The 16,622-nt window shown below is 34.4% G+C and carries 13 protein-coding genes; 11 read left to right on the forward strand and 2 right to left on the reverse strand.

Going from position 1 to position 16,622, the window contains the following annotated elements:
- The first annotated feature begins 77 nt into the window (after positions 1-77).
- The 9 genes from Q0770_RS04675 (at position 78) to Q0770_RS04715 (ending at position 9,485) form a co-directional block, all read left to right on the forward strand.
- Positions 78-1,256 carry a nuclear transport factor 2 family protein gene (locus Q0770_RS04675; protein ID WP_299114518.1) on the forward strand — a complete coding sequence of 393 codons (1,179 nt, stop codon included), beginning with the start codon at positions 78-80 and terminating at the stop codon, positions 1,254-1,256.
- Between the two features lie 131 nt (positions 1,257-1,387).
- Complete coding sequence (locus Q0770_RS04680) at positions 1,388-2,200, forward strand: cyclase family protein (RefSeq protein ID WP_299114519.1); 813 nt, start codon at positions 1,388-1,390, stop codon at positions 2,198-2,200.
- On the forward strand, positions 2,197-2,922 hold the full coding sequence (locus tag Q0770_RS04685) for a DUF6090 family protein (protein WP_299114521.1): 726 nt from the start codon (positions 2,197-2,199) through the stop codon (positions 2,920-2,922). The genes Q0770_RS04680 and Q0770_RS04685 overlap by 4 nt, the downstream gene beginning before the upstream one ends.
- A gap of 31 nt (positions 2,923-2,953) precedes the next feature.
- Positions 2,954-3,694 carry a DUF6090 family protein gene (locus Q0770_RS04690; RefSeq protein WP_299114523.1) on the forward strand — a complete coding sequence of 247 codons (741 nt, stop codon included), beginning with the start codon at positions 2,954-2,956 and terminating at the stop codon, positions 3,692-3,694.
- A 199-nt stretch (positions 3,695-3,893) separates the two neighbouring features.
- The gene (locus tag Q0770_RS04695) at positions 3,894-5,045 is read left to right on the forward strand and encodes a DUF6265 family protein (protein ID WP_299114525.1); all 1,152 of its coding nucleotides are present in this window, start codon (positions 3,894-3,896) and stop codon (positions 5,043-5,045) included.
- An 82-nt stretch (positions 5,046-5,127) separates the two neighbouring features.
- On the forward strand, positions 5,128-6,459 hold the full coding sequence (locus tag Q0770_RS04700; RefSeq protein ID WP_299114526.1) for a M28 family metallopeptidase: 1,332 nt from the start codon (positions 5,128-5,130) through the stop codon (positions 6,457-6,459).
- A gap of 4 nt (positions 6,460-6,463) precedes the next feature.
- On the forward strand, positions 6,464-7,267 hold the full coding sequence (locus tag Q0770_RS04705) for a M23 family metallopeptidase (RefSeq protein WP_299114527.1): 804 nt from the start codon (positions 6,464-6,466) through the stop codon (positions 7,265-7,267).
- A gap of 2 nt (positions 7,268-7,269) precedes the next feature.
- A complete protein-coding gene (locus tag Q0770_RS04710) occupies positions 7,270-8,910 on the forward strand; it encodes a M1 family metallopeptidase (RefSeq protein ID WP_299114528.1) in 1,641 nt (546 codons plus the stop codon).
- Positions 8,910-9,485: a YdeI family protein gene (locus tag Q0770_RS04715; protein WP_299114529.1), complete on the forward strand. Its 576-nt coding sequence runs from the start codon at positions 8,910-8,912 to the stop codon at positions 9,483-9,485. Before Q0770_RS04710 ends, Q0770_RS04715 begins: the two co-directional genes overlap by 1 nt.
- A gap of 397 nt (positions 9,486-9,882) precedes the next feature.
- Here the strand turns inward: Q0770_RS04715 and Q0770_RS04720 are convergent, their stop codons facing one another.
- Together Q0770_RS04720 and Q0770_RS04725 are read right to left on the reverse strand one after the other, a co-directional pair.
- A complete protein-coding gene (locus Q0770_RS04720; protein WP_299114530.1) occupies positions 9,883-11,346 on the reverse strand; it encodes a magnesium chelatase in 1,464 nt (487 codons plus the stop codon).
- Positions 11,347-11,453: 107 nt separating this feature from the next.
- Positions 11,454-12,596 carry a VWA domain-containing protein gene (locus Q0770_RS04725; RefSeq protein WP_299114531.1) on the reverse strand — a complete coding sequence of 381 codons (1,143 nt, stop codon included), beginning with the start codon at positions 12,594-12,596 and terminating at the stop codon, positions 11,454-11,456.
- A gap of 91 nt (positions 12,597-12,687) precedes the next feature.
- Between Q0770_RS04725 and Q0770_RS04730 the strand changes: the two genes are divergently transcribed.
- Entirely contained in the window at positions 12,688-13,305 is a 618-nt protein-coding gene (locus Q0770_RS04730) for a hypothetical protein (RefSeq protein ID WP_299114532.1), read from the forward strand.
- 88 nt (positions 13,306-13,393) lie between these two features.
- Positions 13,394-16,603 carry a hypothetical protein gene (locus Q0770_RS04735; RefSeq protein ID WP_299114533.1) on the forward strand — a complete coding sequence of 1,070 codons (3,210 nt, stop codon included), beginning with the start codon at positions 13,394-13,396 and terminating at the stop codon, positions 16,601-16,603.
- Positions 16,604-16,622: the final 19 nt, after the last annotated feature.

A 16,622-nucleotide genomic window follows, 5' to 3' on the forward strand; every position in this document is an offset into this window, starting at 1 on the left:
ATGTAGAAAGTCGGGTTGTTTCGTTGCAATCCGACTTTTTTATTTGTGTATATTTAGGTTTCAAAATCCAGAAATAAATGAAATCTATACTATATCTTTTTGTATTTGCCATTACGACCACTACCCTAGCCCAAAACACCGAAGTTTACCTTTTTGATATTTCTAATGCAGATGGTAAATTATCACTAAGCAATCAGCGAAATGTATCAAATAATGAAGGCTATGACAACCAACCTAGTTTTTATAATGATAATATTTTAGCATTTGTTTCTACAAGAAATGGACAAACAGATATTGCCAAATATAATATTAGAGATAAAGCTGTTTCGTTTTTAAATAGCACACCAGATGGTGGTGAATATTCGCCATTAAAAATTCCAAATTCAAAAGATATCTCAGCAGTTAGACTCGATAATGATGGGAAACAGCGCTTATATCGCTACGATTTTAAAACAGGAAAATCTACAGAACTCATCAAAGACTTGGTTGTTGCTTACTACACTTGGTATGATGAAAATACTGTAGTTTCTGCAGTCATTGAAGATGATGGATTAAATTTATTTGTAACAGATATTAAAGCTCAAAAGAGTAGAAAATATGCTACAAATGTTGGCCGCTCGTTTCATAAAATACCGAATTCGAAATTAGTGAGTTTTGTGTCTAAAGAAGAGGAACGATGGGCTTTAAAGTCTTTAAATCCTCATACAGGTGAAACTGAAGTCATTATGCAATTACCAAATAAAATTGAGGATGTGTGTTGGTTGATTGATGGTAGTGTAATTATTCCTATTAATAATGTGGTTTACAAATTCAACCCAAAGAAAGACGAACGTTTTAATACATTAGCTAATCTTCAAGATGACAACCTTCAAAAAATAACACGTATTAGCACTAACGAGATTGGCACCATGTTGGCATTAGTTTCCGAAGTGTCTCCAGAAGCCATTGTGCAAAAACAATTAGATGCTTATAATGCTAGAGATATCGATGCGTTTATGGCAACGTACTCTAATGATATAAAACTATATAACTTCCCTAACGAGCTACGTACAGAAGGCCAAGAGGCTATGAAAAACTCGTACAAAGGCTTTTTTGAAAATACTCCAGACCTCAACTGTAAAATATTAAAACGTATTGTAACTGGTAATAAAGTCATTGACCATGAATTAGTTACTGCAAATGGCAGTACTTTTAAAGCTGTAGCGGTCTATGAAGTTGAAAATGGGTTGATTAGTAAAGTAACATTTATTAATTAATGTAACATTATACTATCTTTAAATACAAATATTTAACCGACCTCAACTACACCATCAACCTAACGTACTTGTTTATTCTAACAAGTGACTGTACCTTTTGTATCATTTTTTTACTCAAACGCATTCTAAATATGAAATTAAATATTTTCTATTTATCTGCTTTCCTATGCTTATTTATGTCTTGTAATAAGGCGCTAGAGAAAAAAGAGAAAATAATTACTAAAACTAAAATTATTGATTTAAGCCATACCTTTTCTGAAGAAACCGTGTATTGGGTAACAGCTAAGGAATTTAAATTAGATATAGTTTCCAAAGGAGATACAGACAAAGGCTTTTTTTATGCTGCTAATAATTTTGAAACTGCCGAGCATGGTGGCACACACATCGATGCGCCTATTCACTTCTCAAAAGGCAAGCAATCCGTTGAAGAAATTCCGTTAGATAAACTCATAGGCCAGGCCATTAAGGTTGATGTTACCGCAAACGCTTCAAATGATCCTGATTATTTGATAAGTGTAGAAGATTTTACCGATTGGGAAAAAGTAAATGGTACAATACCTAAAGATGCTATAGTACTTTTAGAAACTGGTCATTCTAAACATTATCCCGATAAGCAAAAATATTTAGGTACTGATCAACGTGGTCCTGAAGCCGTGAAGCTGTTACATTTTCCTGGACTTTCACCAGAAGCAGCCACATGGCTAGTAGAAAATAGAAACATTAATGCCATTGGTATAGATACGCCTAGTATAGATTATGGGCAATCAGAATATTTTAAAAGCCATGTAATCTTATTATCAGAAAATATTCCTGCATTTGAGAACATCACTAACCTAGACCAATTGCCTGCTAAAGACTTTGATATCACTGCTTTACCCATGAAAATTAAAGACGGTAGTGGCGCTCCATTACGAATTATTGCTAAAGTAAAAGAAGAAATATGATTAAATTCTTCAGACATATTCGTAAATCACTAATTGAAAAGAATCAAATGGGCAAGTACTTTAAATATGCCATTGGAGAAATACTACTTGTAGTTATAGGAATACTTATAGCCCTTCAGATTAACACGTGGAACACTCAAAGATTAGATGGTTTAAAGGAAAAGGCAATTCTTAAAGAATTGCATAAGGAGTTTTTAGGTAATAAAATTCAGTTCGATACTGTTAAGTTGGTTCATACAAGGTCTATGAAATCTCTTAATACCATTATTGATGCTATGCCTCTAACCAAAGAAAATGTATTTAACTTAATAGATACTTTCGAATATGCTCTACATACGTTTACCTTCAATCCTTCCAGTGGTGTTGTAAACTCTTTGATTGCTTCTGGGAATTATGAACTTATTAAAAATGATACCTTACGAAATTATTTGGTGACTTGGAATGATGTTTATCGAGACTTTTTAGAGGAAGAGCTTAACCATCAAAAATACAGGTATGAAGTTATGGATCCGCATTCTGCACTGAATACAGATGCAATTATGCTTAATAAAGGGGATCAAAAAGCAATAGATTATACTATAGACTATGTAGCATCTCGAGAATTTAGAGGTCATCTCACTGTTATTAAAGGAAGGCTTCAAAATATTATAACCGACTTAGAACAAAAGACAGTAGAAAATCATATAAACGAAATTATTAGACTTACTCAGACCAGTGATTAAATTCTTCAGACATATCCGCCAAAACTTAATCATGGAAAACAAAACAGGCAAATACTTTAAATACGCCATTGGCGAAATTATCCTTGTGGTTATTGGGATTCTCATTGCGCTTCAGATTAACAATTGGAATGAGCATAGAAAGGCTAACACCTTAGAGAAAAGCTATTATTGCTTATTACTAGATGATTTAAAGCAAGACAAACAACAAGTAGAAGTACTTAAAACATTAGTACAGGAGCGTATAAGCTACTCAAACCAAATGATTTCTGTGATTCAAAAAGACCAATCAGATGCTACTAAATTCGGTGAAAATCTAAGATACGCAATACGCTTGGCTGCAAAATCATTTCAACCAAATGATGCCACATATCAAGACATAAAATCTAGTGGAAACCTGAGTATTATAAGAGACAAAAAGATAGTAAAAGCCCTAAACACATATTTTAAATCAACAGATGGTTATACAAAAGCTATTATTACAAATTTTGAACTTGATTTTGACCGACTCTCTAACTTTGAAAATTTCATCTCACTAGGCTTATTTAATGCCAATGATGAATTTTATAAGAATGAAATATTTACAGAAGACATTAGACAACAACTTGAAGAAGACCTACCTCAATTTATACCTATGGATATTAAACCTAGACTATACGGTACTGCACTTAGCATTGGTTTAAACAATAGACGACGCCTAGAATTATTAAACTTAATTGAAGATGAAGTAGACAGTATGTTAAGACTACTAAATCAAAAGTGTATAAATCAATGATTAAATTCTTTCGAAAACATGGATGGATTTGACATTGTAATGGTAATAGCTATTATCCTTTTCGCTAGATTAGGAGTACGTTTAGTTACAGGATATATAAAACTTAAAAAAGACGAAGAAGACACTAAAGAAGATTAAATTGTCCTCTAATAACCTTCTGTAAACGTTTTAATAGTAAAACTATAAACGCATTAAAAAAATGAAATCTTTATCTACGCTATTTTTATCTGTTTTTACTTTAGCACTATTTGCTCAAGACAAAACCTTAGAACCAAAGCTTGAAAGCATCTCCTGGATTGCTGGTACATGGCATGGTGAGGCCTTTGGTGGCATAACCGAAGAAATCTGGAGCAAACCATCTAGTGGCTCTATGATGGCAACTTTTAAACTCACCGTCGATGGGAAAGTACAGTTTTATGAGATTGAAGTTATTCGTGAAATAGAAAACAGCCTCATTCTTCAGCTAAAACACTTTAACAACGACCTTAAAGGTTGGGAAACCAAAGACGAAACCGTAGACTTTCCGCTAAAATATATTACCGAAAACAAGGTGGTGTTTGAAGGCATGTCTTTTGAAAAAATTTCTGAAAACGAAATGAATGTCTATGTTGATGTCAAGGAAAATGACAAAGTTGAAACTGTAAAATTCAATTACAAAAAAGACTTACCTATAAAAAAACCTGTGAAGCAGCTTATAGAAGTAAAAAAAACGAAAGTGCAACCAATTATAGATGGAAAAGCGAATGAGCCAATTTGGAAGAACTCGCAATGGTATCCAATTAATCAATTATGGTTAGGAGAACCATACAGTAAAGACGATTTTCAAGGGCGTTATAAACTCACATGGGCCAAAGAAGCACTTTATCTGTTGGCAGAAATTAAAGACGATAAGCTTGTAGATAACTACAAAGACCCTCTAAAAAGCTGGTGGGATGAGGATTGCTTGGAAGTTTTTATTGACGAAGATAATAGTGGCGGCAATCATCAATACAATCATTCTGCATTTGCATATCATATAGATTTAGACGGTAATGTGGTAGATGTTACACCACAAAAAGAAGGCAAATTATACAATTCTCATATCGTATCTAAACGAATTACAAATGGCAATACCACGACATGGGAAGTCAAGATTCTCCTTTTTGATAAATCGTATAAAGACGGCAGTATTAATAATCCTGTAGAATTAAAAAGTGGCAAAAACATAGGCTTTGCTTTAGCCTATTGCGATAATGATAATAGTGAGCATCGTGAAAATTTTATTGGCTCTATAGTAGTTGATGGTGCGGATAATGACAGAGGTTGGATTGATGCAAATATTTTTGGGACTTTGCTCTTATCAGAAAACTAGCTGAAACGTAATTAACAAATATTTAAAAGCGATTCTTTGGCTAAAGACTTATTTTTAAGGCTGAAAAACAACCACCAACCTTATGAAAAAAATAATTCTTGCTTTAGCACTATTCAATTTTGCTTTTGGCCAATCACAAACAGACCAAAAACTATACGATATTATTGATGCCGTTTCTGAAGAGCGTTTAAAAAATGATGTCAAAACTTTAGCAGATTTTGGCACACGCCATACACTAAGTGATACCATATCAGATACTCGTGGTATTGGTGCAGCACGACGCTGGATAAAAGGACAATTCGATAATATTTCAAAAGATTGTGATAACTGTTTAGAAGTCTTTTATCAACAAGATTTAGTAGAAAAAGGAAGAAATCAACGTATTGTTAAAGATGTAATGGTAGTTAATGTGGTTGCTATACAACGCGGCACAAAATATCCAAATCGCTTTATAATCATGAGTGGCGACATCGATTCGCGAGTATCTGACCCAGCAGATTACACCTCAGATTCACCTGGAGCTAATGACAATGCGTCTGGTATGGCTGGAGCCATTGAAACAGCAAGAGTATTGTCTAAATATAAATTTGAAAGTAGTATTATCTATGTTGGCCTTTCTGGAGAAGAGCAAGGGCTTTTTGGTGGACAAGGTTTAGCTAAATATGCGCAAGACAATAATTGGGATATTGTTGGCATTCTCAACAACGATATGATAGGAAACATTACTGGTGTTGATGGTGTGATAGATAACCGTACATTCCGCATTTTCTCTGAACCTGTACCAGCTAATGAAGGTGAAAGAGCGCGTCGTGCACGTCGTTTTTATGGTGGCGAGGTCGATGGCATTTCTCGTCAATTGGCACGTTATGTGCATAAAACCGTAAAAACATACATGCCCGAAATGAACCCTATGATGGTTTACAGATTAGACCGTTTTGGGCGCGGTGGTCATCACAGACCTTTTAATGATGTAGGTTTTGCAGGCATCCGTATTATGGAAGCCCACGAAAATTATACACAACAGCACCAAGACATTAGAACAGAAGATGGTATTAACTACGGTGATACGTTTGAGCATGTTAATTTTCCGTATTGTAAGAAGCTAACCGCTGTAAATGCTATTAATTTAGCAAGTATTGCCTCTGCTCCGCCTTCACCAAAAAATGTTGGTATTGGAGGTATTGTACAGCCTTCAGCAAAGTTTAGCTGGGATAAGGTAGATGGTGCAGTAGGTTACAAGATTTACTGGAGAGATACCACGTCTCCTACTTGGGATAATAGTAGGTATGTTGGTGATGTATCAGAATACACTTTAGACGGCATAGTAGTCGATAATTTCTTTTTTGGTGTTGCTGCCGTTGGAAAAGATGGACACGAGAGTGTTGTTGTTTTCCCAAATAAGATTATTCGTTAATTAAATGAAGAGGTGCTATTTTTTAACCTTATGTTTTGCTCTCCTGTTGATGGGTTGCTCAAAAAAACTCAAGGCACCACGTTTCATAAAATTTAAGGTTGAAAAAGATTCGCTTTTAGTGATTTCTAAAAATCATTTGGTATCTCCTATGTATGTAAAAGTCATAGATAGAAAAACAAATGAAGATACTTATCACCAGCTTAAACCGAAAGAAGAAACAACCATCTTAAAATATCTAAATTCTAAGATAGATTCTAATGAAGTACTTGAAAAATACAAATTTCTCGGGTATTATGGCGAATACCCTTTTAAATCTTACGATACCAATCACATCTATACATTACCATTTCAAAAAGGATATCAATCCTTGGTCATTCAGGGTTATGACGGCGATTTCTCACATAAAGGCTCTTTTTCTGCTAAATGCTTAGATTTTGAAATGGCAATTGGAGACACCATTGTTGCTGCAAGAGATGGTGTTGTTGTAAAAGTGAGTATTAAACATAATAAGCAAGGCACCACAGAAGATTATAGAGATTATGGCAATTATATGATGCTATATCACTCAGACAATACATTCTCCCAGTATGTACATTTAAAACAATATGGTAACTTAGCCAAAGTTGGTGATTCTGTAAAAGCTAAACAGCCTATAGCCTTATCAGGTTTTACGGGTTGGACAACTGCACCTCACTTGCATTTTGGTGTTTATAAACCAACAGCAACCGGATTAGTATCAATTCCTGTAATTTTGGATTCTATACCAGGAAAACAATTAAAGCGAGGTGATATCTTAACTAAGAAATAAAAATGAAAGCATTAAAACACAGACTTTGTATTGCACTATTATTAATCTCAACATTTGGTATTGCTCAAGGATTATTAAATAAAAAAAAAGATTTTACAAGGCAAGACACGCTAAGAGGGAGCATTACTCCTGAGCGCGAATGGTGGGATTTAACCTATTACCATTTGGATATTGAAGTGAAACCAGATGAGAAATTTATCTCGGGAAAGAATACCATTCAATATAAAGTATTAAAACCACATCAAGTGATGCAAATAGATTTGCAAGTACCAATGCAGATTACAAAAGTACTTCAAAACGGTAAACCTTTAGACGTAAAACATGAGGGTAATGCACACTTTGTCACATTAAATGACAAGCAAAAAATTGGTGCTGTAAATACCATCGAAGTGCATTACAAAGGCAAGCCTAGAGAAGCAAAACGTGCACCTTGGGATGGCGGTTTTTCATGGAAAAAAGACAAAAACGGCAAACACTTTATTGCCACGTCTTGTCAAGGCTTGGGCGCAAGTGTATGGTGGCCTAACAAAGACCATATGTATGACGAAGTAGACAGTATGCTCATTAGTATCACAAACCCAAAAGGCTTAACTAATGTATCTAATGGCAGGCTCAGAAAGTTAGAAGATAAAGGTGATAAAGTCACATCGCATTGGTATGTAAATAATCCAATCAATAATTACGGTGTCAATGTAAATATTGGAGATTATGTGAACTTTTCTGAAATCTATAAAGGAGAAAATGGAAATCTTGATATGGATTATTGGGTATTGAAGGATAATCTTGACAAAGCAAAAGAGCATTTTAAAGATGCTCCAAAAATGATGAAAGCTTTTGAGCATTGGTTTGGTCCTTATCCATTTTATGAAGACAGTTTTAAACTCGTAGAAGTCCCATATCTAGGTATGGAACATCAGAGTTCAGTAACCTATGGCAACCAATATAAAAAGGGATATTTAGGTAATGATTTATCGCGGACTGGCTGGGGATTAAAATGGGATTTTATTATTGTTCATGAAGGTGGACACGAATGGTTTGCCAATAACATAACCAATGTAGATGTAGCAGATATGTGGATACATGAAGGCTTTACAGCCTATTCTGAAAATCTCTTTTTAGATTATTACTATGGCAAAGAAGCCTCTGCAGATTATGTGATTGGCACACGGGCAAATATTCAGAACGACAAGCCTTTAATTGGGGTTTATAACGTCAATAAGGAAGGCTCTAGCGACATGTATTATAAAGGCGCTAATATGTTGCATACTTTGAGACAGCTTATTGAAGACGATGAGCTTTGGTGTCAAATTTTAAGAGGCTTAAATTCAGAGTTTTATCATCAAACCGTAACTACAAAACAAGTTGAAGATTACATTAGTAAAATGACTAGAAAGGACTTAAGTGCTTTCTTTAATCAGTATTTACGTGATGTACGTATTCCAACTTTAGAGTATAAAATAGAAGACAATGCGTTTAAATTCCGCTATGTAAATATTGTCGAAAATTTTGACATGCCAATTGAAGTAGAAATTAATGGCAAATCAGAATGGATTTTCCCAAATTCTGAATGGAAAACTAAACAAATTAAAGTTTCAGAATTTAAAGTAGACAGAGACTACTATATTTATTCAAAACAATTATAATGAAGGCTATTCCTGAGCTTTATTTTGAACGTGATGTAGAATGGTATGACTGGTTACTTGCCAATCATGACACCCATAAGGCAGTCTATATTGTTTTCTATAAGCTCGAAACTAAAATTCCAACAATGCGATGGGAAGAAGCTGTAAGAGTGGCGCTATGTTTCGGTTGGATTGATGCTACAGTAAAAAGTTTAGGTGGTGGTAAACGCATTCAATATTTCACGCATAGAAACCCTAAAAGTACATGGAGTGCACTCAACAAAAAGTATGTTATTGAACTCGAAAAGTCTAATCTAATTCAAGAACCCGGTTGGAAAATGATTGAATTGGCAAAAGAAACTGGCACTTGGACAGCTATGGATGATGTTGAAAGTGGAGTAATACCAGACAATCTACAACAAGCATTTGATAAAAATCCACGTGCTTTCGAGAATTATCAAAATTTTTCTAAAGGCTATAGAAAAGGATATCTATCGTGGTTAAATAGTGCTAAACGCGAAGAAACCAAACAAAAAAGAATCGCAGAAATCATAAGACTCTGCGATGCAAACATTAAAAGTAGAGAAGCTTGGTGATACATACAATTCATAATAGCCTATAGAAACTCTAGTTTTCAACTTCTTATATCTAAATTTTTAATTTATCTCTTTCTGAATTTATATCATTTCAAAAAATTATTAATGATGAATTTTAATGGTATTATTTATTCATTAGTTTTCATTTGACTACACTTATGTCGTTTTTATAACCACTTATTACTTAACAATTTCATTATTTCTCTTTTTACAAGACATTAGTCATTATTAATTGATTGTAAATTTTATTAAAAATGCAGATAAGAAGAGATCACACAAAACACTGTTGGAAAATTTCATTAAGTATAATAGAGTTAAGAAAAATCTTTTTTTTGTTAGCACTTATATTATTTTCAATTCTCATAGTATCATAAAACTTGAAACTAAACTTCTTGTATTACAAACCACTAATATAACTCCCGTAAGGGTCTTGAAATTTTAAGCCTTTGGAATATCTATATTTACTTAACTTTTTGAATTGTGTTAATCCCCATAGAATAAACTCTTTTTCAAAATAAATATCTTCCTTTTCTATATCTGGTTGATACTCCTCCAATAAAGTATCCAAGGGCTTTATTTCATCTAACTTAGATTTATATTCTGCATCATTCATGGTATCTAAAAGTTCAAATCCTTCTCCATTAAAAAACCATGAAATCAAATCGTCATAAGGTGTCACCTCATCCTGTTTTTCAAGTTTCTCAATTTTAGGGAAATATCTAGGAAATAAAGTTTTTATAGCATTCTCTAACAATGTATTTGCTACAAAATCAGCACCTTCTTGTTCGCCTTCATAAACCAATTCTACTTTTCCTGTAATCGAAGGAATGATACCAACAAAATCGGATAAACGGATTACAGTATTTTTATCACCTGCTAACAATGCACGACGTTCCGCTGTACTCAATAAATTTTGAAATGCTGTAATACTCATACGTGCACTTACACCACTCTTTACATCTACATATTCGCTGTCGCGAGCTTCAAAACTAATTTGCTCTAATACATCTTTAGCTAAATCTGGTATATGTATAGTCTCAGATTGTCGAGCATCTAGTTTTGCTTCTTGTGCAGTAATGGTACGTGCAGTATCAACATTTTCTGGATAATGCGTCAAAATTTGTGAACCGATTCTATCTTTTAATGGTGTAACTATACTTCCGCGATTGGTATAATCTTCAGGGTTTGCTGTAAATACAAACTGCATATCTAAAGGCAATCTTAACTTAAATCCTCGAATCTGAATATCACCTTCTTGTAATATATTGAATAGTGCTACTTGGATACGAGCTTGCAAATCAGGTAACTCATTAATAACAAAAATACAGCGGTTTGCGCGTGGTATCATTCCATAATGAATCACCCTATCATCGGCATAACTTAATTTTAAGTTCGCCGCTTTTATGGGATCTACATCTCCTATGATATCTGCAACAGTAACATCTGGTGTTGCTAACTTTTCAGCAAAACGCTCATCACGATGCAACCAAGTAATTGGTGTATCATCTCCTTTTTCTGTAATCAATTCTGTTGCAAATCTTGAAATGGGTTGCAATGGGTCATCATTAATTTCTGAACCTTCCACAACTGGTATATATTCATCCAACAAATTAATCATCATTCGAGCTAACCTAGTCTTTGCTTGTCCTCGTAAACCTAATAGATTGATATTATGACGTGATAAAATAGCGCGCTCTAATTCAGGAATCACTGTATTTTCATAACCATGAATACCATCAAATGTATTGACTTTATTCTTTATATTTTCAATTAAATTATCTCTCAATTCGTCCTTTATAGACTTTGATTGATAACCTGATTGCTTTAATTCGCCTATGGTTTTAATAGTTTCTATTTTCATATAATTTTCGATTGAGACATCTCGACTGCGCTCGATGTGACAGTATTTATTTTATTTCTAGAGATTGTAAGACTTATAACTTTTTACTTTTAACTCTTAACTGATTTTTATCCTTTAATTCTTCTTTTTCTATTATTCTCGTAATCTTCAAAAATCATTTCTCCTAAACCTTTCAACCCAGTATAGAATGCTTTTCCTCTATTGGCTTGTGTAAACTCTCTAACAAATCGCATGAGGTATGGGTCTTCTGCAATCATAAACGTGGTTATAGGAATATGCAGACGTCTTGCCTGTTGCGCCATAGCATAGCATTTGTTTGTAATGTATGGGTCGAGCCCATTGGAGTTTTTATAATACTGCCCGTCTGATAAACGCAAACAACTTGGTTTACCATCAGTTATCATAAAAATCTGTTTATTCGTATTACGCTTTCTACGTAGCATATCCATGGCCAATTGCAAACCTGCAACCGTATTTGTATGATATGGCCCAACTTTAAGGTATGGCAAATCCTTAATTTTTATGGGCCAAGCATCATTTCCAAAAACTAAAATCTCAATGGAATCTTTTGGGTAACGCGTAGTTATCAATTCTGATAATGCCATAGCCACTTTTTTGGCAGGAGTGATACGGTCTTCACCATACAATATCATACTATGACTAATGTCTATCATTAACACCGTGCTCATTTGACTTTTATGAAGTGTTTCTTCGACCACCAAATCATCTTCTGTCAAATTGAAATTTCCTATACCATGATTAATCTGGGCATTACGCAAACTCTCTGTCATTGATACTTTATCTAAAGCATCTCCAAACTGATAAGCTCTAAAATCTCCAGTATGCTCATCTCCTAAGCCAACACCTTTACTCTTATGATTTCCTGCCCCACTACGTTTTATCTTTCCAAAAATATGGTCTAATGCTTGCTGACGAATGGCGCGTTCTGTTTTTGCCGTAATAGAAAATCTTCCATTTCCTTCACCCTCACCTTCTCCATCACCAGTTGGGTCAATCTCTTCGCGGATATAACCCTTATTTTTTAAATCTTCAATAAAATCATCTATGGTGTAATCTGGAGTTGTCAATTCATATTCCTTGTCTAATTGTCGCAACCAATCGATAGCCTCATCAAAATCACCAGAAGTATACGTAATTAGCTCCTTAAAGATTTCGAAAAGCTTATCAAAAGGTGATTGAAAAGGTGCTTCATAAGTTTTAAATACAAAACCTGATTTTCTCTCTTTCATAATTATATAAAAATAACGCTTTTTAGCCTTGTGCTCAAAGAGTAATTATATTCTAACATTTTATTAACTTTACTGCTAACAAACCAAATAAATGTCTGAGGAAACTGAACAGCTCAAAAAGAAAATTAATTGGACAACTGATAAAATAATGAGTACTTCTGCTCTGTTTATTAGTGTAATTTCTTTAATAGCATTATTATACCAATCGTATTTAGCAAGAGAAGAAAATAGGCTCATTCAAAAGCAGCAAAGTGCTAATGTAATTCCTTATTTACAGTTTGAAAACATATATAATGTTCGTTCATTTAGCATACATATGGTAAATAAAGGTGTTGGCCCAGCATTTGTTAAAAAAGTGTCTTTTGCAATAAATGATAGCCTAAAGTTTGATAACTCAACTAATGCATTTCTACATGTAATCAAAGAAAGAATAAGCAAAGGTGATTCAATTGGTTACAATGGTTCGATTACTATTAAAGAGAATACAGTTGTCCAGCCAGGAGAAGACATAAGTGTTTTTGAAATTTCCTCTACAAATAATGGTAATTTTTCTGGAGTTAAAAGCTTCAAAGACTACATAAACAATTCACCTCCTACTTTTACTATTGTATATGAGGACATCTATGGAAACCAATGGGAGCTTTCGAATAATAAAAACAAACAAGATTTTCAATTTTTAACGCCTATACTTATCAAAAAAGTGGACTAATACGGTTCAAGTTCTTTAAGATTTTTTTATGACTTTTTGAAAAGAGTAACTTGTACCTTTAAGCCTTACTCAACTAACCCAAAAAATAATGAAACAATTTTTCTCGTTTGTTATGCTATTTTGCGTAACATTTCTTTCTGCACAAGAATTTTCGATGGACATGGTGAAAAACATGGAGCCACGAAATATTGGTCCTGGTGGCATGTCCGGCCGCGTAACAGCCATTGATGTTGTAAATAATAATCCAGACGTTATGTATGTTGGTACAGCTTCTGGTGGTCTTTGGAAGTCTACTTCTGGCGGTATTAAATGGGAACCCATTTTTGATGAAGAATTAACCGCTTCGATTGGTGCTGTAGAAATCCAGCAATCAAACCCAAGTGTGATTTGGGTTGGTACTGGAGAAGGAAATCCACGTAATTCTCTTAATGGTGGTTATGGTGTTTATAAATCTCTTGACGGTGGAAAAACATGGATGGCCATGGGCTTGGAAAAAACAAGACATATCCATAGAATTATTGTAGACCCAACAAATCCAGATGTGGTTTATGTAGGTGCTATTGGGTCTCCATGGGGTGTTCATCCAGAACGTGGTGTTTTTAAAACTACAGACGGCGGAAAAACATGGAATAAAATCTTATTTGCTAATAACAAAACAGGTGTAGCAGACTTAGTTATGGATCCAACCAATCCAAACAAATTATTTGCAGCCATGTGGGAACATAAACGTGACCCCTGGTTTTTTAAATCTGGAGGTGAAGGTTCTTCATTACAGATGACGCATGATGGCGGAAAAACATGGAAAAAAATTACAGATAAGGAAGGCTTCCCAAAAGGAGACTTAGGACGTATAGGTATTGCCATAGCACCTAACAAGCCTAATATTGTTTATGCTCTTGTTGAGGCTAAAAAGAATGCACTTTACAAAAGTGAAGATGGTGGTTTTAAATGGAAAAAAATCAATGACAAGAATGATATTGGAAACAGGCCTTTCTATTATTCTGAAATATATGTTGACCCACAGAATGAAAATCGTGTGTATTCAGTTTTTACTTATGTTAATGTTTCTGAAGACGGCGGAAAAAATTTCAAACAACTCATGCCAGCTTATGGCGTAAGTAACGGTGTTCACCCAGACCATCATGCATGGTGGATTCACCCAGAGAATGGAAACTTTATGATTGATGGTAATGATGGCGGAATGAATATCACTAAAGACGGTGGGAAAACATGGCGTTTTATTGGCAATTTACCTGTGGCGCAGTTCTATCATATCTCTGTCGATAACGAATATCCGTATAACGTTTATGGTGGTATGCAAGATAATGGTTCATGGCGTGGTCCAGCTTACGTATGGCGCGCTCAAGGCATTAGAAATAGTTATTGGCAAGAAATCAGTTTTGGTGACGGATTTGATGTTGTTCCGGATAAGGATGATAGTCGTTACGGTTGGTCAATGAGTCAACAAGGATTTGTGAGTCGTTATGATTGGCAAACAGGTAATAATTATGGTGTTAGACCTACGCATCCTGATGCAGATGTGAGATTACGTTTTAATTGGAATTCGGCTATAAACATAGACCCTTTTAATAATAGCACCATTTATTTTGGGAGTCAGTTTGTACACAAATCCACTGATAAAGGTGAAACTTGGACAGTTATATCTCCAGATTTATCTACTAATGACCCAGAAAAACAAAAACAATCTGAAAGTGGTGGCTTAACTATGGATGCAACAGGTGCAGAAAATCACTGTACCATTTTAGTCATTGAGCCTTCACCTGTTGAGAAAGATATGCTTTGGGCAGGCACAGACGATGGACGTGTACATTACACTATCAATGGCGGTGATTCTTGGACAGAGGTTACAAACAACATTCCAAAATTACCTAAAGGTAGTTGGGTTGCACAAATTAAAGCTTCTAACAAAAATAAAGGCGAAGCACTTTTAATTGTTAATGATTATAGACGTTTTAACTACACACCATATGCTTACCGTACCAAAAACTATGGTAAATCTTGGGAACGCATTGTAGATGAAAATGATGTACAAAGTTATACATTGGCTATTGTTGAAGATTTAAAAGAACCAAACCTTATGTTTCTTGGAACTGATGATGGATTGTATGTATCTATAAATGCTGGCGAAAAATGGACCAAGTGGACTAATGGTTTTCCTACCACATCAGTTAAAGATTTAGTCATTCATCCTAGAGAGCATGATTTAGTAATAGGTACATTTGGTCGTGCAGCTTGGGTTTTAGACGATATTAGACCTTTACGTGAAATGGCTAAAAATACTTCTGTTATGTCTTCAAATATAACCCTATTCAATCCACCAACAGCTTATCAAGCCGCTTACCAACAACCAACTGGGAGTCGTTTTGGTGCTGACGCTATGTATCATGGAGAAAATCGACGTGGAGGCGCAAGATTGGCATACCTATTTAACAAGAAAGAGAATGTAAAGTCCGATATAAAATCAGATTCTAAAAAAGGAGATAAGAATACTAGCGATAAAAAAGATGAAAATAAAATTAAGTGGGATTCTTTAACACTTAAGCTTTATGACGGCGAACGTTTAATAAGAACTTTAAAACAAAAAGCACCAAAAGAAAATGGACTACAGCGTTGGACTTGGTTTATGGACGAATCTGGAAAAGAAAGACCTTCTAGACGTATCAGAAAATCTACTAGAGAACCAAGTGGAGTTTCAGTAAAACCAGGAACTTACAAAGCGGTGCTGCATTACGGCGACCAAACTTCTGAAACTATGGTTAATGTTGAATCTGACCCAAGACTAAATGTATCACAAAAGAATATTAATGAAGTTTACGATGCTGCAAAAGAGTTAGAAAATATATCGCAAACGCTTGCTGATGCATCAAAACAATTAATTGAAAGTAAAGACATAGCTTCCAAGTATCAATCAGAATTAAAAAAGTTAGATAAAGAAGCGTATAAAGATCAGATTAAAGCTTCAGATTCTGTTGTAAAATCTATTGATAAGCTACTAGACAAATACTTCGGTAAAGTCGATAAACGCCAAGGTATTACTAGGAATCCAGAAGTTACTGCTTTACAGCGTTTGCGAACTGCAACTGGCTATATTTATGGAAGTCAAACGGGTATAACTACTACGGAAACCACATTAATGAAACATGCAAAAGACGCCGTTAAAGAATTACTTAGTGAAACTAATGCCTTCTTTAACAATGAATGGAAATCTTACGAAGCAGATATGAAAGCTTTAAAGACCAACCCATTTAAGGAGACCAAAATCTTTGGGATTGATTAAATCAACTAAAACAATCATT

The organism is uncultured Winogradskyella sp. (assembly GCF_947501905.1).
Classification (GTDB): domain Bacteria; phylum Bacteroidota; class Bacteroidia; order Flavobacteriales; family Flavobacteriaceae; genus Winogradskyella.